This is a genomic window from Vibrio sp. PNB23_22_6 (assembly GCF_052877535.1).
The window spans coordinates 296856-318578 of sequence record NZ_JBNFXP010000001.1 but is presented as its reverse complement, the minus strand read 5'-3'; the positions used below and the strand labels follow the sequence as shown (position 1 = coordinate 318578).

General features: G+C 44.4%; 20 protein-coding genes and 1 pseudogene. 13 read left to right on the top strand and 8 right to left on the bottom strand.

Features of this window, described 5'->3' with window-relative positions; translation table 11 throughout:
- The first annotated feature begins 235 nt into the window (after window positions 1-235).
- Both ACVA54_RS01375 and ACVA54_RS01370 read left to right on the top strand, forming a co-directional pair.
- On the top strand, window positions 236-1141 hold the full coding sequence (locus ACVA54_RS01375; RefSeq protein ID WP_099077719.1) for a LysR substrate-binding domain-containing protein: 906 nt from the start codon (window positions 236-238) through the stop codon (window positions 1139-1141).
- Between the two features lie 302 nt (window positions 1142-1443).
- Complete coding sequence (locus tag ACVA54_RS01370) at window positions 1444-1710, top strand: DUF1097 domain-containing protein (RefSeq protein ID WP_099077720.1); 267 nt, start codon at window positions 1444-1446, stop codon at window positions 1708-1710.
- 113 nt (window positions 1711-1823) lie between these two features.
- Here ACVA54_RS01370 and ACVA54_RS01365 read toward each other — a convergent pair whose 3' ends face one another.
- A complete protein-coding gene (locus ACVA54_RS01365) occupies window positions 1824-3458 on the bottom strand; it encodes an ATP-dependent endonuclease (protein WP_099077721.1) in 1635 nt (544 codons plus the stop codon).
- Between the two features lie 508 nt (window positions 3459-3966).
- On the opposite strand from ACVA54_RS01365, the gene ACVA54_RS01360 reads away from it, so the two are divergent.
- The 3 genes from ACVA54_RS01360 to ACVA54_RS01350 all read left to right on the top strand — a co-directional run bounded on the left by ACVA54_RS01360 (window position 3967) and on the right by ACVA54_RS01350 (window position 7731).
- Window positions 3967-5706 carry a bifunctional metallophosphatase/5'-nucleotidase gene (locus ACVA54_RS01360; protein WP_446579570.1) on the top strand — a complete coding sequence of 580 codons (1740 nt, stop codon included), beginning with the start codon at window positions 3967-3969 and terminating at the stop codon, window positions 5704-5706.
- Window positions 5707-6242: 536 nt separating this feature from the next.
- On the top strand, window positions 6243-7262 hold the full coding sequence (locus tag ACVA54_RS01355) for a TerC/Alx family metal homeostasis membrane protein (RefSeq protein ID WP_446579572.1): 1020 nt from the start codon (window positions 6243-6245) through the stop codon (window positions 7260-7262).
- 277 nt (window positions 7263-7539) lie between these two features.
- Window positions 7540-7731, top strand: coding sequence for a hypothetical protein (locus tag ACVA54_RS01350; protein WP_099077724.1), 192 nt, complete (start codon window positions 7540-7542; stop codon window positions 7729-7731).
- Between the two features lie 100 nt (window positions 7732-7831).
- Here ACVA54_RS01350 and ACVA54_RS01345 read toward each other — a convergent pair whose 3' ends face one another.
- The 5 genes from ACVA54_RS01345 to ACVA54_RS01325 all read right to left on the bottom strand — a co-directional run bounded on the left by ACVA54_RS01345 (window position 7832) and on the right by ACVA54_RS01325 (window position 13790).
- The gene (locus ACVA54_RS01345) at window positions 7832-8737 is read right to left on the bottom strand and encodes a homocysteine S-methyltransferase family protein (protein WP_446617125.1); all 906 of its coding nucleotides are present in this window, start codon (window positions 8735-8737) and stop codon (window positions 7832-7834) included.
- A 166-nt stretch (window positions 8738-8903) separates the two neighbouring features.
- Window positions 8904-9461, bottom strand: coding sequence for a PhnA domain-containing protein (locus ACVA54_RS01340; RefSeq protein WP_099077725.1), 558 nt, complete (start codon window positions 9459-9461; stop codon window positions 8904-8906).
- A gap of 316 nt (window positions 9462-9777) precedes the next feature.
- Window positions 9778-9987, bottom strand: coding sequence for a YgdI/YgdR family lipoprotein (locus ACVA54_RS01335; protein WP_099077726.1), 210 nt, complete (start codon window positions 9985-9987; stop codon window positions 9778-9780).
- Between the two features lie 137 nt (window positions 9988-10124).
- The gene (locus ACVA54_RS01330; RefSeq protein WP_446644715.1) at window positions 10125-12533 is read right to left on the bottom strand and encodes a VolA/Pla-1 family phospholipase; all 2409 of its coding nucleotides are present in this window, start codon (window positions 12531-12533) and stop codon (window positions 10125-10127) included.
- A 21-nt stretch (window positions 12534-12554) separates the two neighbouring features.
- Window positions 12555-13790: an outer membrane protein transport protein gene (locus ACVA54_RS01325; RefSeq protein WP_099077728.1), complete on the bottom strand. Its 1236-nt coding sequence runs from the start codon at window positions 13788-13790 to the stop codon at window positions 12555-12557.
- Window positions 13791-14201: 411 nt separating this feature from the next.
- On the opposite strand from ACVA54_RS01325, the gene ACVA54_RS01320 reads away from it, so the two are divergent.
- On the top strand, window positions 14202-15230 hold the full coding sequence (locus tag ACVA54_RS01320; protein ID WP_172438025.1) for a site-2 protease family protein: 1029 nt from the start codon (window positions 14202-14204) through the stop codon (window positions 15228-15230).
- Window positions 15231-15308: 78 nt separating this feature from the next.
- Here ACVA54_RS01320 and ACVA54_RS01315 read toward each other — a convergent pair whose 3' ends face one another.
- A complete protein-coding gene (locus tag ACVA54_RS01315) occupies window positions 15309-16097 on the bottom strand; it encodes a M48 family metallopeptidase (protein ID WP_099077729.1) in 789 nt (262 codons plus the stop codon).
- A gap of 193 nt (window positions 16098-16290) precedes the next feature.
- Here ACVA54_RS01315 and ACVA54_RS01310 point away from each other — a divergent pair, with 193 nt between their 5' ends.
- From ACVA54_RS01310 to cutA, 5 genes are all read left to right on the top strand, one after another.
- The gene (locus ACVA54_RS01310) at window positions 16291-16725 is read left to right on the top strand and encodes a hotdog fold thioesterase (protein WP_099077730.1); all 435 of its coding nucleotides are present in this window, start codon (window positions 16291-16293) and stop codon (window positions 16723-16725) included.
- A 6-nt stretch (window positions 16726-16731) separates the two neighbouring features.
- A complete protein-coding gene (locus tag ACVA54_RS01305) occupies window positions 16732-16965 on the top strand; it encodes a DUF3389 domain-containing protein (protein WP_099077731.1) in 234 nt (77 codons plus the stop codon).
- 78 nt (window positions 16966-17043) lie between these two features.
- A complete protein-coding gene (locus tag ACVA54_RS01300) occupies window positions 17044-18750 on the top strand; it encodes an SgrR family transcriptional regulator (RefSeq protein ID WP_446649345.1) in 1707 nt (568 codons plus the stop codon).
- Window positions 18734-18985: a hypothetical protein gene (locus tag ACVA54_RS01295; protein ID WP_099077733.1), complete on the top strand. Its 252-nt coding sequence runs from the start codon at window positions 18734-18736 to the stop codon at window positions 18983-18985. Before ACVA54_RS01300 ends, ACVA54_RS01295 begins: the two co-directional genes overlap by 17 nt.
- Window positions 18986-18993: 8 nt before the next feature.
- On the top strand, window positions 18994-19326 hold the full coding sequence (cutA, locus tag ACVA54_RS01290; RefSeq protein ID WP_099077734.1) for a divalent-cation tolerance protein CutA: 333 nt from the start codon (window positions 18994-18996) through the stop codon (window positions 19324-19326).
- On the opposite strand, the gene ACVA54_RS01285 is transcribed toward cutA, so the two are convergent.
- A complete protein-coding gene (locus tag ACVA54_RS01285) occupies window positions 19288-19884 on the bottom strand; it encodes a DUF2238 domain-containing protein (protein WP_099077735.1) in 597 nt (198 codons plus the stop codon). The two genes, cutA and ACVA54_RS01285, sit on opposite strands and share 39 nt — an antisense overlap.
- Window positions 19885-20105: 221 nt before the next feature.
- Between ACVA54_RS01285 and ACVA54_RS01280 the strand changes: the two are divergent.
- Window positions 20106-20944 (top strand): annotated as a pseudogene (locus ACVA54_RS01280) (isopenicillin N synthase family dioxygenase).
- Between the two features lie 100 nt (window positions 20945-21044).
- Window positions 21045-21665 carry a DNA-J related domain-containing protein gene (locus ACVA54_RS01275; RefSeq protein ID WP_446608487.1) on the top strand — a complete coding sequence of 207 codons (621 nt, stop codon included), beginning with the start codon at window positions 21045-21047 and terminating at the stop codon, window positions 21663-21665.
- The last annotated feature ends 58 nt before the right edge of the window (window positions 21666-21723 follow it).

The following is a 21723-nucleotide window of genomic DNA, read 5'->3' as shown; positions in this document are numbered from 1 at the left end:
AGGTGTTTGTTGCGCTCGAAAGTGAAGGTGTTATTTGTTTTTGTTGCGGTGTTCCCGAACCGCATATCCAGATTACGCAGCTGAGCAGTAGAGGTAAAATTGATAATATTTAGAATCCTCATCAAATTATTTGATATGTTTTTCAGGCTAGGTAAAATGAACTTTATTGCGTATTAACGCAGTTAATTTTTGGGGACAGGAGTATGGAAAATACTCGCTGATTAGGGAGGACACTTTGCGCTACTCACTTAAGCAATTAGCGGTTTTTGACGCAGTTGCAGACACCGGCAGTGTAAGCCAGGCCGCGGATAAACTGGCTCTGACACAATCAGCGACAAGTATGTCGCTTGCGCAATTAGAAAAAATGCTTGGAAGGCCTTTATTTGAACGGCAAGGCAAGCAAATGGCGTTAACGCATTGGGGGATGTGGTTAAGGCCAAAAGCGAAGCGTTTGCTGCAAGACGCGCTGCAAATTGAGATGGGCTTTTACGAGCAGCATTTGCTCAGTGGACACATCCGACTAGGGGCAAGTCAAACACCAGCAGAACACCTCGTTCCTGACCTTATCAGTATCATTGATAACGATTTTCCAGAGATGCGAATTTCGTTAGGTGTGCAAAGTACGCAAGCAGTTATTGATGGTGTACTGGATTACAAATACGATTTGGGCGTGATTGAAGGCCGCTGTGACGATAACCGTTTACACCAAGAGATTTGGTGTCGTGACCACCTTACTGTAGTTGCAGCGTCTCACCATCCCTTTGCCCGTAACGATTCTGTCAGCCTAGCACAGTTAGAGCATGCGAAATGGGTACTGCGAGAACATGGCTCTGGTACTCGAAAAATTTTTGATAGCTCTATTCATCATCTTATTGAAGACTTAGATGTATGGCGCGAATACGAACACGTACCCGTGCTCCGTAGCTTAGTTGCGAATGGACAATATTTGACTTGCTTACCGTACTTAGATGTAGAACGTTACATTGAAGCGGGTGAATTAGTCGCGTTAAAGGTTCCTGAGCTAAAGATGGATCGTACTTTATCGTTCATATGGCGAGCCGATATGGCGGAAAACCCGCTAGTAGATTGCATCAAACGTGAAGGTTTACGCATGATGAAGGGCAAACCTTCCGTGTTTTAAGTCATTTTCAACCTGATTTTTTAAAGGCTCTGTGTTTTTGCAGGGCCTTTTTGTCATTTGTTTTCCTGTTCGGTTCGGTTCGATTCGTTTTGATTTTATTATTTCCAAAATCTGTTGTTTTAACGATTGCGTCAAATTATCCATGCAAATGATAAAGCATTCTGCCACTTGGCGTGAACAGTGTCAGCAGTGTCACCAAATTGATGGGATAATAGACCTAGTATTGTCTGCCTGATTTTATATGTATGAAGGCAGTATTCGAACCATAGTGGTACGGTACTGACCAAGCGGGTAAGAATACCATGACAATACTTTTAACAATTGCAATTACAACAGGCATTCTGTCCGGCGTTTGGGGCTGGATTGCTATCACCTTTGGCCTACTGCCTTGGGCTGGTTTTCTCGGCTGTACTAGCTATTTTGCATCCCCGACGAGTGGTTTGAGAGGGTTGGCTGAAAGCTTAATCATTAATATGACAGGCGTGTTTGGTTATCTCATGAAAGCCGCAGGGCTTTGGCTACATGCGAAATCAGCGACTACTTCTTCGCTTTCCGAGCAAGTTCAGTAGTACCCCCGATATAATTTGTATCTATCGTGTATGGAGTTTGAGTTTATCCCGCTTAAATACTGGTAATCAAAATTACTGATTCTTGATACGAGCACACCCACATGGTGTGTTTTTTATGTGTTGCCGTTAGCCATTGTGACAACCCGCTTGAGCGTCCAACGTAACAGGACGGGTATGCACTCTTTGCCTTGTTTTTCACAATGAGAGACGATGGCTAAGGCGAGATCAGGCTTTGCTTGTTTCTTTAATACTCGATTGACAACTTTCTTTGCCGGTATTGGATGATCGTGAGGAACTTTGATGATGTCCTTAAAGAAAATTTCGAACCCATGGTTGTACAAGAAATGTTCGATGTCTTTGTCTGGTAGCTCTGTTAAGCGGTGGCGCTCTTGGTCATGAGCGAGCATTGACCTTACAGTATGAGCGTATTTTTTACCTGCCTGGTCACCATCAGTAACCACATGCCAATCAATATCAAATGCTTTTGCAACTTTGATTAGAGATTTTAATCCTGATTGCGCAAACTCGACGATCTGAACGCCTTCGGCGGCGAGATCGTAGCCACATTGACGTGCTAGTTCGTTAAACAGCCAAACTTCGGTTTCGCCTTCGACAAGTAACCAACAGCGAGCGAAGAGCGCTCCAGCCCGATGGAATCGAATATGAAAGCCAATCCGACGGAGTTGATCAACGCTAAACCTTGATGGATTGAGCGACGTTGCGTTTGTTCTGTCAGATAAACGCACAAGGCGACGTATCGAAGACAAAGGAACAGAACCCAGCAAGTGTGCACTGTTTGTTGTTAAGATTTTCTGCATTGGTAAGAGCTGTAACAATCCCCAAGCCCGTGATAGATGAGTGGGGTGCAAGCGACCTTCGGGATCTTCAATGATCAAAAGAGGGCGGGCGCACCGTCGCAAGTCAGTGGGCCCCTTTGCTTGAAGAAATGCGTTGAGTAACCCCATCAACAATAATCGTGTCTGTTTATTATTCGTTGCTTGTAAAAACTGCTGCAACCCTGTTTCTGAAGAGGGGTTGGCGTAAAACATACCATCGCGTGGCTTTCTTGGATCGCCTCGATAGTTTGAACGAAAAGAGAAATAGTGCTCAACTAAGGTTTGCATTGAGTCAAGGCTGCTGCGGATCTCGCCTTTATTGACGTGCCCAGGCATCGCGAGCAAACGGCGGCATGTATTGCTAATGCGCTTCTCGATGCGTGTATTTTTACTGTCGCCATTGACATGCTTTGGATGAGTAAAGCGGCGAGAATCACGCAAGCGGATCACTGGATGCAATGTCATCAACTCTACCGCCAGTTTTTCAGTGTGATGCAGTAATTTAGGCTCACCGTTACAATCAAGAAATGCGTATTTGGTTTTTATACTTGCGCCTTCTCTTGATGCACTAATGCGATAGTAGATCACATGCTCATTGTTTTCATTGATACACCAAGTGGGCTTGATTCGGCGATAGCGACCAGCGTTTGCTTCTTGTTTATCCTGAGCTTTGAAACACAAAATGATTTGTAAATGTTGAGTTTGTGGGTGAGAAATGGAGTAATCGACGTGGAAGTCGGTCATTTGGAACTGACACAGAGTGCCATCAGCGGGAAGAACAAGAGACAGCGCATCCAGAAGTGAAGATTTACCCCAAGTATTTTCACCAATTAAAGTCGTCAGTTCGTCAAAAGAGAGTGCGAGGCGCTTAATTCCCCGAAACCCAGAGATTTCAACTCGTTCTAACCTCATCACTCTTCTCCTTGCAATTATTTGAATTATTGTGATTTCTTGAGTCTTCCCTAAGCATATATGAATTTAATATTGCTGGGTTACGTTCAGTTCACAAAATGATTAGCACTCAATTTAACAACAAAGACTGCTTTATCCGGGTGCCACTTTCATCATGGTGTAGCAAAGTAATAATGATAACCAAAGAACCTCGAGGTGCTTGGTGCAGCGAGAATCATTTGGCAGGCAGGTAGCGATTTGAAGCTCGAATGTTTCTAAATTGAAATTGTGTTAACGATGTATGCAAACCAAGGCAACTCACCATTAGGGAGCGTGTCACTACAACAGCACTTTCTTTGTTAAATCGCATCGTCATACAACTTGAAAATAGCAACTATGATCTGAATCCAGCATCTTAAGTCACTTAGGTAGATCACTTAAAAATGAAATCAAATTTTCTATGTTTCATAAAATTCATGATTCTGTCATGATTCGCTTCTAATAATTATAAGGAATGAAAAGAGAGAAGATGATAATGAATAAAAATCATAAGCCAATCAGACTGAAATTGGCACACATCAATGACACACATTCCTACTTTGAGCCAACGTCATTACAGTTAAAGCTAAACGTGAATAGCGATCATTTCCTTGAACCATATGTGAGTGCGGGGGGCTTTTCTCGTATTGCGACTCGGGTAGAGCAGTTGCGAGATGACGCTCAACGGCAAGGACAAGGTATGCTGTTTTTACATGCTGGAGACTGTTTTCAGGGGACGCTTTACTTTTCATTGTTTAAAGGAATCGCAAATGCAGATCTGCTCAATGCTTTACAGATAGATGCCATGGTATTGGGCAATCACGAACTTGACATGGGTAATGAGCCTGTCGCGCTGTTCTGTAAACGCACTGAATTTCCATTGCTTGCCGGTAACTGGGATCTTTCGAATGAATGTCAACAGAAGAGCCATCGCCTCAACAATTGTAGTAACGTCCTGAGCTATCAAGCGGAAACGAAAAGTGCGCAATTTCTGGTGAAAGAGTTCAGTGGAGAAAAGGTGGCTATCTTTGGCCTATCCATTGATAAAATGAGCGATATCGCAAATCCTGATGCCGACACGCCATTTGTTTCGGCAATTGAAACGGCAAAGTGGACAGTGAAGCAGATTCACAATGCAGGGATCAAAAACATTATCCTACTTAGTCATTTGGGCTACGAAGGAGATTTAGAGCTTGCTGCTCAAGTCGACGGTATTGGGATCATTGTTGGTGGACATAGCCATAAGTTACAGGGTGACTTTACAGCGGTCGGTTTAGGCGAAGATGACCCTTATGGTAGACGAGTAAATGACACCTACGTTGTGCAATCGGGCTTTCACGCATTAACCATCGGACATTGTGTCCTGGAGTTCGATGAAAATGGTAAAGCGACGATGTTAAGCGGCCAAAATGAGTTGTTATTAGGACGTCGAATATTCTGGGACTCAACATTAAGCGAACAACTAGACCGAGGCATGTTTGAAACTGCTTGCGATTTTATTCATGGTCAACCCAATGTAGTCGTGTGCAAAAAACACCCACAGATCCAAGCAATTCTTAACGACAAATATATCCCTAGAGTGCGTCAATTGCAGTCCCAAGTGATTGCACATGTTGATGCTAAAAAGCGACACGTGAGAGTGCCAGATGCGTTCGGTGGTAGCGATATAGCACCAGCGGTTGCACGTTCTTTTTTATATAGTTTGAATAAACGTGGTCAGCAGGTGCAATTTGCCATTCATAACGCAGGTGGAGTGCGAACGTCACTGAACCCAGGTAACATTACCGTGGCAGATGTTGCCGGTCGATTGTTGCCATTTGCCGTGCCGATCGGTTGTTATGACGTGCAAGGTGGTACAATTCGACATGCGTTAGAGGGCGCAATCAACAATGCGCTTAATAACGGTGTTGAAGGGACAGGGTCCGGCAGTTACCCATACACGCATAATTTGAGTTTTGATTATAATGCTGAGGCACCACGAGGTGAGCGTATAAAGAACCTTCAAATCTTTGATGGTCAACACTGGGATCATGTTCAAGATGAGCAATGGTATCGCGGTGCATCTTCCGCCTATACAATGAAAGGTAAAGAGGGCTACGAAGCACTACTTGATATGAGAGGTGAAGGAGTCATTAGCAATCTCTCTATGGCCGATTGCTTTATAGAGTTACTGACTGATGAGCCAAATTGTTTGAATCAAGATCATAAATTGTACTCGAAGAGTAAATAACCAATGTAGTTGGTTCCATTTTTGCTTTCTTTGTTGTTGCGGAACGTGAATGGAAGGGAAGGGAGCATGTGGAATTCAGATTGGGCAGATGCCGCAGTGGTCGTTGCTTGGATTGCTGTATGGTCTACGTTAGTTTATTTAGTACCTATTAACGGTTTTTAATTGGCTAACGTCATTGTGAAATGAGGAGCACCAAAAGTGCTCCTTTTTTGTTTTTTATAACAATGAATTCATAGAAATAATTGACGGGCACGATAAGGATTCACGTTAGGTATCGATAACTATTTTTTGTTGGAGATCGAGGTTTGCAAGCGTATGATGGCGGCGTTTGGGGAGTAGTTAGCGCAAGTTTACTTATCGTCATCTCGTTAAGCGTCAGCTTATCCGGTAAGTAAAGGTGTCATTTGATTCGTCAGGTGATCACTTCAACGAGACCAACGCATTCATTGAACAGCGGGCACATGGCTAATGTGACTGCTAGTTTTTATTGTCTGCGGAAGGTCAACCTGAATATGTCCTTCCGCCTGGGAGGAAGCATGTCTCTTATCGAAAATACCACCCAATTAAGCCAATCCGTTGCAATGCAAGAATCACTGACGATGTACGGTGTATTCGGCCTATTTACTTTAGTTTTGGTTGCCCTTGATATCTATCAAACTCGCGGCGACACAGTAACCATGAAAAAGGCCATCGGATGGAGCGTATTCTGGTTCCTGCTAGCGTTTGTCTTTGCAGGCTCTATCTACTTCTTTTGGGATTATTACGCGCCTCACAGCGGTTACACTCACGAAAAAGCAACGGTCTCTTTCTTAACCGGCTACTTACTTGAAAAGTCGCTGAGCGTTGATAACTTGTTTGTATTTGCGATTATCTTTGCTCAATACAAGGTGCCGGAACATTTGCGTCCTCGCGCTCTACTATGGGGGGTGATTGGTGCACTTGTATTGCGTGCAATCATGATTGCGGTTGGCGCTCAACTGCTAGCCCAATATCACTGGGTACTTTACCTATTTGCTGTGTTTCTAATTTGGACTGGTATCAAACTGGCACGTGATAAAGGCGAAGAAGAAGAGGTGAACCCATACCCAGAGCAGTTCATCCGCAAATTCTTACCAGTAACAGAAGAGTATCAAGGTAAACACATGATCTTGAAACAAGCTGGTAAGTGGGTAGCGACACCTATGCTGATCGTGGTTGGTGTGATTGCAGTAATGGATGTGATGTTTGCACTGGACTCAATTCCTGCAATCTTTGCAGTCACTCGTGAGCCTTTCCTCGTGTTGGCTGCGAACGTGTTCGCACTGTTGGGCTTACGTTCTTTGTACTTTGTACTTCAAGCAATGCTGGATAAGTTTGTGTATCTAAAACCGGCACTGTCAGTGATCATGATGTTCATTGGGGTGAAGATGTTGTTGGTTGGCACACATTACGAAATTCCAACCGCTTGGTCACTAACGTTCTTGGTAACGGTAATGACAACCGCAGTTATTGCTTCTATCTATAAGAACAAAGAAACCAATACCACTAGCGTTAAAATTACTAATCAAAATCTTTAATGATTTTGTGAATTCAAAAACCTCAAAAAAGTTTGTGGTTAAAAATATGTTGCTTTTTAACTTGGCTCTATAGACGTAAGTCCAAGTTATTCAACTAAAGATTCGCCCTGGTGAATGGATATGCATGAAAGTTGTTTTTGTATTCGTGCGGTTTGTAAATGATTTGTTTGATTAGAAAAACTAATCTGAATAACCAAAATTTGTCATTTTTTGCTCAGAGAAAAAATGACTAATATACAACCAACGAAACAAATTACTGCTTTTAAGAGAGGCAATCATGGCACAAGCAATGCAAATGATAAATGTAGCTTTACCAACCTCTATGGATAAGAAGACCTACGCGGTTAACTTCAAAGGATTGATTGCTCACTTACTGGATATTCTTTTCGTAGATAACTCTGCACCTCGCAGTTACTACGCAGAAGACCTATCTGCACACATTCAGAAAGACATCGGTATGTACCGTTAATCTGAATGAAAAGCGAATTAAAAATGCCGGCTGAATCGCCGGCATTTTTGTATCTGCAATTTACACTTCCACTAAGGAGTCGTGCCCGCTACCTTTGCTCTTAAAGGGAGCGTTTCCAATCAGACAGAGCTTTGATGTGTTCTGGACCAATGCCGCAGCATCCTCCAACAACGCTTGCTCCGCGCAGGTGCCATTCTTGCGCGAAAGCTAGGTATTCCACTGGTGACAGTTCTCGCATCGATTGCAATGCGCTGTTGGCTTCGTGGTCAGATTTGATTGCCGTAAAGTTATTCGCATAAACGCCAATCGCTATATCGCTCCCATGTTTCTGCAAAACCGCTTGAGTTTCGCTGACGGCTTTTGCCATCACTTCTGGTACAGAGCAGTTGAAGTAAATCCCAAACGTATTCTGATTTGCCAAGCTTTGTGCAATATGCTCGATTGCGAGTGTGACAGTTTCTCCTGAGCGTAGAAGCGCCGTCTCCAATGCGTCATCACTAAGAGAGAAGGCGTACGCTACAGGCTTGTTGTTATCTTTGAATACCTTTTGTAAGCATTTTAGTTCTTCTATGCTGCAAATGGTCTCTGCTATCCAGATGTCGACGAACTCGTCTTGAGCATTAAGTAAAGAGCGGAAGATTGCTTCGCCTTCCACTGGTTCGAAGAGGTCAGGGCGGTAACTACCAAATACTGGTGGAATACAACCTGCCACTTGAACAGAGTTCGGCGACTTATCTGCACATTCACGTGCGATTTGGGCGGCAAAGCGTGCTAGCTCTCTGCCTTGTTGAGCGTAAAGGAGTTGTCCTAGATGAAATGGTACACAAGCGTAACTGTTGGCGATAACGATCTCTGCACCAGCCTGGATAAAGTTGTTGTGTGCTTGGTAAACAAATTCTGGCGATTCAATCAGAGCTTGCGCGCTCCAAAGCGGTTGAGAGAATGGGGCGCCCATGCGTTTGAGCTCTCGTCCCATGCCGCCATCAAGGATAGTTAACTTCTTCATACTACAATCCATCTTATTTTTTCCTTTTAGAACCTTAATCGAAAATGGTTACGAGCGAAAGCGGCGAATCACGTAGATTAATTGGATAAGGAGAAAAAGAGAGGATGCAAAAACGAAAACGGGGTTCCAATTGGAACCCCGTTTAATATCGAAAATAATGTTGAGATTACTTCTTACGGCAGTACTCAGCGATCACGTACATAGACTGACCACCGTTTGCCTTACCTGAAACAAGTTTAGGATCATCACCAAGGCTGATACCGCGAATAACAGTACCTTGCTTAATTACTTGGTTTGTCCCTTTAACTGGTAGGTCTTTGATTACTGTTACGTCGTCACCTTTTTTCAGTTCAGTGCCGTTGCAGTCAACCGTTTTATCGTCAGCAGACATACCTTTCATCGCCCAGTTCATTAGCTCTTCTTCCATGTACATCATGTCAAGAGCGTCTTGAGCCCAGCTTTCGGTGTTTAGGCGAGTTAATTGGCGCCATGCCGTTACTTGAACAGCAGGAACCTGACTCCACATGCTGTCGTTTAGACAACGCCAGTGGTTAATGTCTTTAGGTTCTTCGATCTCACCGTGGCACTTGTCACAAACCATGATAGCGGTATCAACGGTGACGTGGTCGTGTGGTGGTACCGCGTATGCGGTTAATGGAGATTCAGAAGAACACAGTTCACATTTTGACTCGCAGCGAGCAAGCAGAGTAGCTTCGATAGACATAAGGACTCACCTTAGTAATGTTATTTCGTGGCGGTATTATCCACTTTATCTTGAGAAATAAAAGCGTGTTAGCGAATTAAAGACTAGATTTTACAATATTCCAACCTGAATAGGTTTAAGATGTAAATTATTGGCTAAACAATTAATGCCAAGAATATAAATAAGACAGCCAATTACTTTGAATGACGAATTGATTTCATCGCCACTTTCTCCAGTCATGAGCCAACCATTGGCTTGCGAGCAGCCTAAGAATACCTTCCACATCAGCAGAAGGCATGCGGTACCCCCAAAATCTTAAGGCAATTTAGGCATATCATTAACGTTCTATAATTTGCACAATTTCGTCTTTAGCAATGCTCATTTCTTTACCGTCTACATCCTCATACTCATACATCCCAGTCTCTTCATTAAGATCAGGCTTTCCATAAGAGGTGATGACCTTTCCTTCATTTGTTGACATAAGATATTGGCTGCTGCCGCATGCGGCGAGGAGTAGTGCAGTAACAATAACGGTCAATATGCGCATATCGCTTCCTTTTTTAAACGAGTGAGTTAGATATATAAAGACAACGATTTAACTATAGCAGAGGAAGTATGAGTGGGCTTTGGTGATACAGAAAGCAAAAAGCCCAATCGAAACTGGGCTTTGTATTCAATGAAGGATTACTTCAACACAGACGTGCTTGTTACACCTGAGAGCGCGTCATCCACTAGGAAGTCCGTATTTTCCATCTGCATTTCTACGTGATGATCAAAGTCAGCCAGTGTTCCTGCTGGAGAAGCAAACGTGCTGTGCGTTGCCGTCGCGTTAAACTGAACAAAGCTAGCAGATGGGGACACAGCTGTGTTAGAACGGTTTACCGTGGTTAGGCCCAGCTTCGCTGCTAGAGGCTCAGTGCCGGCAAATGGTGCATTGGCAACGTTATTCGGAACCGTATCGTCACCATCTACTTCTGTCATGAAGAACGGTGTTGATAGTGAGCCAGTAGACATCAGGTCACTTGCATTGGTGAATGGATCAACGGTATCAAGCGTTGTTTGTGCAGCATAGATAAAGCTAGAGAAGCCAGAGTGAAGTGCTCTAAGCTGATCTTCAGTTGCCATTTGTTCAAACGCCTCGTAACACGCTTTATCTGATAGCTCTGCACAAGATGCATCTGCGTAGCTCGCGTAGTCTGCTGATGCTACGTAAGCTAGGTTATGTTTGATCTGCGGGCCAAAGTTAGACGAACCAAGCAGTAGGTTACCAATTTGGCCACCTGCGTTTTGGATTGATGCACCACTAAATGTGTACAACGCGTCTGCCGTTGGGCTACCCAATGTGTTGTTTGCAGCTGCAACCGCTGAAGTTCCAACGATACCGCCCAGTGAGTGACCAAGCATCTTCACTTTTGAGCCTGCCATTGGGTTAAAGGCTTGAAGAGGGGTGCTCGCTAGAAGGCCCGCTTGTGCTGAAACCACTAAACTCGCACGAAGACCCAGTACATCAAGCACGCTTTGACGAAGGTTGTCACGTGCCACAGCTAGGTTAGACAGGTTCAAGTAAGCCAATACATCCGCGTTAGCAGAGCGTTGTTCGTCTAGACTACGAGTACCATGGATTGGTAGGTCGATAGCGATAACCGCAACGCCTGCTTTCACCATGTTAAACGCGAAAGAATAGGCGTTCTCTTTTGCCGAAGTAATACCGTGTTGGTAAATCACAACGTCTGTTGGCGTTCCTGTTTCTGGCGTAAATAGAAGAAACTCAACGTCTTCTAATGACTTAACAACAGGGACTGGCGAGTAGCGAGTAATAATACGCTCGCTGTCTAACCGGGTGCCGCTCGATAGAAACAACTCAGAGCCTACCAATTTTAGTTGTTCTGTTGGGTCAGTAGCAAGTTTCGTTACATCAACAGGATCATCAGCGAAGATACCAGTAGATAGCTGTTGGACCATGTTTGCTTGCTCATTAGGATCGGCCAATGCAGCGCTCAGTTTCGCAAGGCTAGGCATTGCAGATACCATAGGCTGCATGTTCCAATCCGCACCTTTATCAAGGTAATGTGGAAGCCTTACCACACCTTGAGTGACATTGACGTTTACCGCTGAGCCAGCATAGAGACCTTTAATCGCTGTTTTAGCTGCATCCAAGTCACTGATGTACTTGTTGAAGTCTTCGTCTGCATCAAGTGCTGTAACGAAATCTTGAGTCGTACCCAGCGACATAGTGTATGCAGTCGCGAGGTCAACAGCACCATCACTTTCATCGTTCTTGTAAACGGCGTTCAGCGTATTAGCACCTGTTGCGAAGCCCGTCGCGGTCACACCTTTTACTGCGGCAAGCGTGTCACCCACTGACTGAGTACTAAACCATGAAGAGTAAACGATGTCTGCCGGGTTAACGCTTGCAAGACCAAAGATCCCTTCTACCGCCTTCGTCACTGCTTGGACTGAAGCTAAATCGCCACTCTCGTAAATAATCTCGTTAGACTTGCCAGTCGCATAGCTGTTGGAAGTGCCAATTGGATTACCATTTACATCCGAGATTGCCTGAGTTGCGGCGAAGATATATTCACCAGATTCATCGAGAGAGTTCATGAACTGAATGTATAACGAGTTACCGCGTGCTTGAACAACAAAATCCGTACCTAGCGTTAGAACTTTTTCGATTGGATTAGAAGTGCCGTCCCAGTCTGTTAAGCGCTGATTGATCTTGATAACACTGACGCCAGAAGTCACAAGGCCATCTGCAAAACCGTCACCATTAAAGTTGAGCACAATTGGCATTGAGGTCGACCAGCCGTCCATCGTATTCATTGCCGCGGCTGGGTTAGTTAGTGCGTCATCGCCATTAGTTGGGAGGCCAAGCGTTCCGTCTGATGAATCCATTAATAAGTATGATGGAACTGGTACATCGGCATTCGCCCCTTGCAGTGTAAAGCTAATCGACGTGTTGCGATCAAGCAGTGCCTGAACCGCAGGCTCAAACGTTACGGTATCAGAAGTGCCAGAGCTAGAGGTATTGTCACCACAACCAGCAAGTAGGATCGCAGAACAAAGCAGTGATAGTTTAAATGTATGTTTCATTGGCTTACTCCATTAATCCAATTACTTGAATGTGTAGTTCATCTGTACAGCACTGATGTATGCCGCTCCTTCTGAATTAAAGGTAATTTCTTGATCCAGAGCATTTGTTTCAGTAAATGACCCTGATTTACTCTTAACGAACGCAAAACCGGCATCAAAAGTGAGGTTTTCACGCATTGCATAAGTCACGCCTGCGCTGTACCAGAAGCGATCGCTGTCAGGGATGCTCAATGTCGCTTTACCCGCTTGCTCGTCATAAGCGATACCTGCGCGCAGTGTCCATTCGCTATTCAGGGTGTAAGTGCCACCAAATGAGTAACGGTTGTTGTCTTCATATTTTTCAGGCTTGTAGAAACAAACGCCGTCAGCACAATCTGAACTCGTTGCTTTGAGTTCTTTAAAGGTGCTCCAATCGGTTTGTTGCCAACCGTAGTGGATAGCCCATTGCTCATTGAGTTGGTGGAATGCGGACAATTCGATGATCGATGGGAGAGAGATTTGTAAACGTCCATCAACTTTTGGTGCGGTAGCAATGCCGGAGTCATAGCTACTGAACTCACCGTTATCGAAGTCAAGGTCAACTTGTGAACGATAACCAAACCCGAATCGGTTGCTTTCGTTGAGCTCGAAGAGAGCACCAATATTCCAGCCCCAAGCAAATGTATCACCGACCATGCCAATCAATTTGTCTGATTTTTTCCCACCCAAGACACCAGCGAGTACGCCTTTGTGACGAGTGAGTTCTGCATGTGCATAAACAAGATTAATACCACCACCGATGCTGAATTGCTCGTTGATACGGTATGCAACGTTCGGGTTGATGTTGACAGAAAGTAGGGCGGTATCGCCTGCCATGTCACCAGCAGAGATATCATCCGGGTAGTCGGTAGCTACTCCATAGGTGGTGAACATGCCAATACCCCAAGCCCACTGGTCATTGATTGGGCTGATGTAATAGCCAGCAGGGACAACTTGTAGAGGGGCAACGTCATCAGCGTGTTCGTCATGAAAAGTATCATAAACGTTTACTTCCGGATCGACGATAGAAAGCGCTCCAGAGAACTGAGCTTCTTTAAAAAGAGTCATTGCAGCAGGGTTACGCGCTAGAACGCTTGCATTATCGGCGACCGAACCTTCACCGGAAAATGCCCGACCAAGACCTGATGCTGAGTGCTCAGCAACCTGAAAACCTGCAGCATGGGCTTTACACGCTAACAATATTGAAATTGTAAGCAGAGAGCAGTGCTTCTTGTTCATCCTTGACCCTCCTAGGGTGTCATTATGCTAGACCGAAGTCTTTGTAATTATTGGGTGGCGAGTACATCAGCGTTTATGGAATAGACTTACAACTCTAATGTAACGGATATGTTAATTGTCCATATGCTATTTTGTCAAAGATTGCACACCTTTTATGTTTTAAATATGATGCATAGGTCAAGTGATGATTTTTAATGTTCTGTTTTTAAGTGAATTTTTTATCTAGATTGGTTAGACCAGATTTATTTTGACACTTTAACGAGAAATGAAGTTAAAACACGTCGAGTTAACATGCTTTGTGTTCTTTTTTATTGCAGGCATAATTCGCACTTTGTGTTTGTCGCATTGGAAACCGCGTTGGAACTACTACACATAGAATTTTTAGGAAGATCGCTTAGGCTGGAAGGCTCAATGGCGGGGTGGCAACAACTTTTTTGGGATAACACTCTGGTGTCCCAAATCGATGCCAGTGACGATGAGTCAGGTGTTACTCGTCATCAGTTTACATTGTCAGCAGGCGAAGAGGTTTTACACTGTCAGCTTGACTGTGAACTAAATTGGCAACCCTTTGACTTTTCATATCAAGTATCAGTCAACGATGTTCCGGTAACAGAAGGGGTGCGCAATGAAAAAGACATCGAACGCCAAGTACCAGTTGAAGCGCCACCAGCAGAAAAGCGGTTCAGCTTAATTGGACTCGTTTCCCTTGGAATGAAGGCGCTAAAAAGTGCCAAAGTAATAAAGGTGGCGTTGGCATCTGCTAGCTTAGCCGCCTACTCATGGCTGTTTTCTATTGAGTTCGCATTAGCGCTTGTGGCGTGTTTAGTCTTTCATGAATACGGCCACATTCGGGCGATGAAGTATTTTGGCATGAAAACCAAGGGCATCTACCTTATTCCGTTTTTAGGTGGTTTAGCCTTGAGTGATGAGAAGATAAATACGCGTTGGCAAGATGTGGTTATCTCCATCATGGGACCGTTTTTTGGTTTGGTGTTAAGTATTGTCTTTACCGTGTTGTACTGGATGACTGGTGAGATGATCTTTGCTGGCCTTGCGGTATTTAATGCTTTGCTAAACCTCTTCAATCTCTTGCCAATCCTGCCTTTGGATGGTGGTCATGTACTTAAGAGCATCACGTTCTCGATGAATACATGGGTAGGGCTGGCTGGAAGCATTGTTGCTGCTCTGCTTGGTATCTATATCAGTTATACCTTTGGTTTAACGCTGCTAGGCTTCTTATTGATGATGGGGATGCTAGAAGTTGTGATGGAGTGGCGAACGCGGCACCATAGTCATTTACTGCCGTTAACGCGATATGGTCAACTGTTCTCTTTTGCTTGGTACCTATTCTCTGTGGGTGGGTTTATTGCCATCATCTGGTATTTTGCGGGCTTAGGAGACAGCTTACTCAGCTTGCCATTGCAAATTCTTGGTACCTAAGAAAAATGAAAAGCGCCATTATGGCGCTTCTTTTTATCTTAATCGGTCTTTGTTTATCAACCAAAATCACCCCAAAAACTAACCGCATTTAGGTGCTTTTACATTGTAAGCTGGTAATGTTTTGATCGTTGCTTGCAAATCTTTGATGCGCGTGTTGTGGGATGGGTGAGTTGAAAAGAATTCAGGTGGTTGTGAGCCACCAGAGGCTTTACCCATATTTTTCCATAAGTCCACACTTTGATTTGGGTCGAAGCCCGCTTTTGCCATGAACTCAAGGCCGACAATGTCCGCTTCTGACTCTTGCGTTCGTCCATATGGCAGGATGACTCCGTATTGGACACCTAAGCCAAGTGCAGACATGGTCAGCTGTTGGTACTCTTTGTATTCTGAAGCGCCTAACGCAACGTTTGCTAGGGATAGACCCGCGTTCGCCAGTTGGCTTTGAGAAAGACGCTCGTTACTATGATCAGCCAAGACGTGCGCTACCTCATGGCCGATAACTGTTGCTAGTTGATCTTGGTTTTTGGCAACGTTTAGTAGACCAGTATAAACACCGATTTTTCCGCCGGGAAGAGCAAAGGCATTGACCTGGTTACTGTCAAACACGACAACCTCCCAATCTTTAAACCCCGCTTGAGGAGGAATGGTATTGGTGATCCGTTTCGCGACGCATTGAACATAAGCGTTCACTTTTTTGTCTTTGTTTATTGGGATTTCTTTCTTCATTTGCTCGAAAGAATTTGCGCCCAGTGATGACATCTCTTGATCGGAAAACATCAAGATTTGGTTACGTCCAGTGGGTGAAGCACTGCATGCAGTAAGCCCGGCAATGGTCAACAATGTCGAGGCTTTAATCCATGTCCTCATAATCGGCTCCCTATATATTTTCTGTGTTGTTACAGTAGAATAGCGTTAACAAGTGAGATGTTAAGGTATTTAAATTGAGTAGGTCAATATATCACTTTAGCTTGAAGCCTATCTAGAAGAAAGACTATCCTGAGCACGCTTGATAAGGGTGAAACCGCCAGTCCACAACTAAGTTTGATAAGAGCAAACAAAAATGAGTATTTGGAAAAAGCCAATAAACTTGGACATTCTTAACGCGACGTCCAAGAATACAATGATGGAACATCTACAAATTGTTTATACCGATTTTACGAACGACTCACTCACCGCCACGATGCCGGTTTGTAGTTTTACCCATCAACCACTTGGCATGCTGCATGGCGGAGCGTCCGTCGTTTTAGCGGAAACGCTTGGCTCTTTAGCGGCGAATTTCTGTGTTGGTGAGGGCAGTTACTGTGTGGGATTGGATATTAACGCGAACCACGTTCGTGCGATGCGAAGCGGTAAAGTGGTTGGTACCGCAAGACCCGTTCATTTAGGGGTGTCGACCCAAGTTTGGCAAATCAATATCACGGATGAGCGAGAGCGTTTGGTTTGTACTAGTCGCCTGACCATTGCCGTTAAGCAACAAAAGACAAAGGCTGAATAAAGACAGATGGTTATCGAATTCTCAATTGGAAAAATCATTGCAACACAACGAGAAATTGTCATCAAGTTGTCAGGCAATAGCATGGTGACGTTGCAAGCGCAAACGGATGCGATTCAGTTACTAGGGCGTGGGGCCAACGTTGTGCTAGCGCATGGCGCAGAGAGTAAATGGTCAATTAAGCTTGATGATGAAGCGCAATTACGCCAAATAGCACAAGAAATTGGTATCGATATTCAATAATTTAGCTATCGATGTTTGCACTTTTTGCCAAAAATGAGGAAACTTGGTTTATCGTTCAGAAAACTAAATTTCCTCTTTATGAGTAGCCCACGTTTACGTGTTCAATTCGAAACACTTTTTGAAAAATTTTCTGGTAATGATACAGAAGTTCAACTCGAAGATATAACCGAAGCGTTATTCTGTACCCGCCGAAATGCCCGAATCGTTCTAAATAAACTGGAAGAAGAGGGGTGGATTGAGTGGCACCCTGCTGCCGGTCGAGGTAAGTTATCCAAGCTTGTCTTTAAACGTAATCGTAGTGATGTAAGCGAGAACCTTGCTCGTCGTTATCTGGATGAGGGCAAGATTGGTCAAGCATTAGAAGCACTAGATAATGACACTGGTAAACTGACTCAGGTTATCCAAGGTTATCTTGGTTTGCGACACAGTCAAGGTGAACAAGTCGTGCGTCTGCCTTATTATCGTCCGCTTGCGATGCTCAACCCACAAAAGCCAATGCGTCGCTCTGAACAGCACATCGCACGCCAAGTCTTTAGCGGGTTAACCAAATTGGATGATAGCGAGCAACTTCAGCCAGATTTAGCTCATACCTGGGAAGCGCTTTCTGATACCCATTGGCGTTTTTATTTACGTCGAGGGGTACGTTTTCATAATGGTGAATTGCTCACTACGGATTGCGTCATTGAGAGTCTCTCAGCGCTCGGCAGTTTAAATCTGTTCTCACACATCGAAAAAGTGCTCACTCCAGAGCCTTGGACGATTGATATTCACCTTGTACGCCCTGATAAATACCTGCCATTAGCATTGAGTGAGTCACAAGCAAAAGTGTTGTTGCCAACAGCGCTGCGTTCAGAAGAATTTGATAGAAAACCCATTGGCACAGGGCCGTTTTTAGTCAAAGTGAACGACGATAAACGCTTAATTCTTACTGCCTTTGATGGTTATTTTGGCTTTCGTCCGTTACTGGATCAAGTGGAAGTCTGGGTGATCGATGAAGCCTATTCATCTATGGTCTATCCGAGCTTATCTAAGCCACAGATGGATAAGCAAGCATCCAGCGATGAGGTAGAACTGGATCCTGGTTGTACATTTTTATTGCTAAATAAAAATACAGGGATCGCAAAAGATCCTCGCTGGGCAGAGTTTTTAAGCCAGGCGTTAAACAGTTATCAAGTTTACTCACTCGTTCCTCAAGATAAAGTCATTGAGTTAGGGGTGCTGCAAGCATTCGGATTAAAGCCGGGCTGGATAGACCTTAGGCCGGTGAGTGCTGGGGATGCGCCACAACGCGAGAAGTGCATTTGTGTGGCATACCAAAAGAAACACCCAATGTTTCCTGTCATTGCAAAGGCCATTAAGACTTTACTCAAACCTCATGGTGTTGATGTGGCGTTTATTCGTTACGATACCCAACCGCCATCCCCAGAAGATGTCGATATTTGGATCAAAGCCATGGGAATTGCGACCAATCGTAATGACGCATTGGCAGGATGGCTATTAGACTATAGTGATATTGACAAATTTAGTGCTGAATACGATTTTTCTCGTTGGTCGACGCTGGTGGATCAATGGCGTGCCGGAAAACACAGCGATTTTCCTGCACGTGAGTTAGGCAAGCAATTGGTGAAGAGCTGTCAAGTTATACCCATGTTCCATTGTTGGCTTGGTGTGAACAAGGACCACAGTGGCGCACTACAAAATGCCAAGTGCAATGCGCTAGGTTGGTTTGATTTCAGTAATGTGTGGGTGAAGCCCGAAATAGAGTACGATGGCAAAACCGAATAACAAACAGCCGACGAGAACGGTCGAGGTATACTGTGCCAAATGTAAAACGCAGCTTTTTAAGTACCGAAAAGGGGGCAAAGGCGCGCTGGTTAAATGCTTCAAAGAACGCATTGTTGAAGATTGCACCCAAGAGCCTTGCATTTGCCCGAGTTGTGGACAAGAGTTTGCACGAGATACGTTAGTGAGAGGAACCCCTGCCTATAAAATGATAGGTGGCAAGGTTACGATGAAATAGAGTCCGAAATGAGCGAACAACACGAATACTGCATGGTCTTGAGTACCGCGGGTACTCAGCAGAACCGAGATGAAATCATCAAAGGCTTACTAGACGAACAGCTTGCGGCTTGCATTCAAACGATGCCGATTGAAAGCCACTACGTGTGGAAAGAGCAGATCTGTAGCGATAACGAATGGCTATTGATTATTAAAACCCGAAAAGATTTGTATGCGTTAGTCGAAGACAAAATAAAAGACCTACACGAATATGAAGTCGCTCAAATCGTGCAGGTCCCATTTGTAGAAGGTTTTAACCCGTATCTAGAATGGCTTCGCCAGTCGACGCTGAGTTGTCAGTAGAAACAGCGACAATATCGCCCCTATGGTGTCACACAACATGTCTTTCTGGGCATCCCAAATATCGTCTTGCGCTCCCAGAAAGGCAATCCCTTCATCTCCGCCTACAAGCTCCGCATACCACCATTCAATAATCTCATAACCTGCTGCCAGCGACATGATCGCGAACAGTGCAAACCAACACGCTAGACTTGCACTCACTTTCTTCTTATTAATTAAGTATTCGGCAATAGGGTATGCATACAGACCAATAGAAAAGTGTGCGACACGGTCGAAGTTATTACGCTCAGAGCCAATCAGGTTGTTAAACCAATCAAACGGAACCTCGGCAAAGGTGTATTTTGCGCCAATGGTATGAAGACAAAGCCAGATGAACATCAGCACGTAGGCGGTATGACTGAAATGATAACGGATAGATAACACCCAAATCGCGATTAGAATGCCAATGGCAGGAACAATCTCAGCAAACCAAACCGCGCGTGAACTTGGCTCTAGCGCAGAGTATAGAAACACGATAGCGTAGATGATCGTTAAACCTAATAAAGTCGAAGTACTTCCCATAGAAACATTGATCCTTCAATTGAATGCTGCGGTTATGATTACACTTAATTGTACAGTGTGAATTGTTTCTTTTATCGATGTGATGCTCACTTTTTATGTTGATACATTGGTAAACTGCGCAACAATAAAACGTTTGCATGTAAACATTTCATTAAAGTTTGATTTACAACATGGCCGTCCATAGAATTTACGGCTCAGTCTAACAATAAAGAAGTAAAGTCATGAAACTGGAAACGGTCGATTATCTCGCTGACGATGCTGCTCAACAGTTCGTTACCTCATTGCGCGAAACGGGTTTTGGTGTTCTTAAGAACCACCCAATCCCACAAGAGCTGGTTGAGTCTATTTATAAAAACTGGTACGCGTTTTTTGCTCAGAGCAAAAGAGCGATTTCTACTTCAATGTTGAAACACAAGATGGTTATTTTCCACCATCCGTTTCTGAAGTCGCGAAAGGTCACTCAGTAAAAGACATCAAAGAATACTTCCATGTGTACCCATGGGGACAAATGCCTGAACAGCTAAAAGCGGAAATCATGGAATACTATGAGCGTGCCAATGCGTTTGCTCAAGAATTACTTGGTTGGGTAGAAGAATACGCACCAAAAGAGGTTCAAGAGAAGTTCTCAGTTGCGCTGTCTGAAATGATCAATAACAGTGATAAAACGTTGCTGCGTGTACTTCATTACCCACCAATGACGGGGGAAGAAGAACCAGGTGCAATTCGTGCAGCTGCGCATGAAGACATTAACTTACTGACGGTTCTTCCTGCTGCCAATGAGCCGGGCCTTCAAGTGATGAGCAAAGAAGGAGACTGGCTAGATGTACCTTGTGACTTTGGCAACTTGATCATCAATATCGGTGATATGTTACAAGAAGCATCCGGTGGCTATTTTCCATCGACCACTCACCGTGTGATCAACCCAACCGGTGAACGTCAGGAAAACTCACGTATCTCACTTCCGTTGTTTCTGCACCCGAAACCAGAGACGGTGCTTTCAGAACGCTATACAGCAGATAGCTATCTAATGGAACGCCTGAGAGAATTAGGCGTCATTTAACCTAACGTGTTCATACCGCCAAGGCCGATAGTTGATGACTATCGGCCTTTTTGTTTTTATGGTTAACTCGTTTTATACAAAACACATCGCACGAGGACACATGGACGAACGGAATGATGTTTGCCTGAGCCAACAGTATGAGTTGGAAAATCCACTACTGTGGCCGATTCTTGAAATTCTACGCAAACAACCATCTGGTTGGAAAGTGCATACCTTGGCGCATAAACTCAGTGAGCAAGGCTACATCACATCGCTGGACGAGTCGCCAGACATAGATCTTTTTAAACGAAATTTTCTGTTGATGAATGGGTTATACCAGCTTCAAGGCATTTTGCATCCTGATAGGTGGTTACAAGTCGAAGCGATGCATATTGTGTTGATGCGAGCCACTGAAGCCTCTCACCATGTTATTGATGAAAGGGATCCGCTACGCGATTACTATCTTGACTGGCGACACTATGAAGCAGAGCAAGGGGAAGTGCGTCGGTTGCTGAATGATTTTTGGCGTCGATACCAACGATTTATTGGTGGCGAGTCTGCTTCCGATATCGACCGTAGTAAAGCGCTGGGTTTGTTTGAACTTAACAAAGATGCGTCAACAGGTGATATTCGTAAACAATGGCGAAAGCTCGCACTGCGCTGGCATCCTGACCGACAAAATGGCGATGCAGAGCGTTTCAGAGTGTTGTGTGAAGCATGGAACGTGTTGAGAAATACTTAATGGATCGAGTGAACAGAGGCAGCCACTCTGGACTGCCTCTGTTCACTCTTCAATGCGA